Source organism: Acetobacter oeni (assembly GCF_011516825.1).
Classification (GTDB): domain Bacteria; phylum Pseudomonadota; class Alphaproteobacteria; order Acetobacterales; family Acetobacteraceae; genus Acetobacter; species Acetobacter oeni.
Genome location: NZ_WOTA01000107.1, coordinates 1 through 557 on the forward strand (window position 1 = coordinate 1; position 557 = coordinate 557).

The following is a 557-nucleotide window of genomic DNA, read 5'->3' on the forward strand; positions in this document are numbered from 1 at the left end:
AGAGTCTGTCCAAGATCATAGTGTTGTTTGACAGAGCTTTCTGACCATGAGCCTCACGGAAGCCCAGTTGAGGAAAGCGAGTGCGCTTCGGTTCAGGCATTCCCAGTCTTTGGCGAGCCTTCGACAGCGGTTGAGCCACGCAATGCTTCTCTCGACGATCCAGCGCTTGGGGAGCACGACGAACTTGCCGACGTCGGACCGCTTTACGATCTCCACGTTGATCCGGCGGCAGACGGCCGCCACCCCCTGCTGGAACTTCGGTCCCTGATAGCCACCGTCGGCATAGAGCTTCAGCAGAAATGGAAACAGGCCGAACATCGTGCTCATCAGCATCACGCCGCCATCGCGATCCTGAATATCCGCCGCATGGATGATGGCGCTCATCAGCAAGCCTTGCGGGTCTACGATGATATGACGCTTCTTGCCCTTGATCTTCTTCCCGGCATCGTAGCCTGACGGATCGATGCGCCTCCCCCTTTTTCGGCGCTCCGGACGCTCTGGCTATCTATGATCGCAGCGGTCGGGCTGGCTTGCCGTCCGGCTTGTTCCCGGCACTG

The 557-nt window shown here is 58.9% G+C and carries 1 pseudogene; it reads right to left on the reverse strand.

The annotated features are described in order from the left end of the window. Window positions 1-15 precede the first annotated feature (15 nt). Window positions 16-557: pseudogene (locus tag GOB90_RS18800) on the reverse strand (IS5 family transposase); the annotation flags it as partial.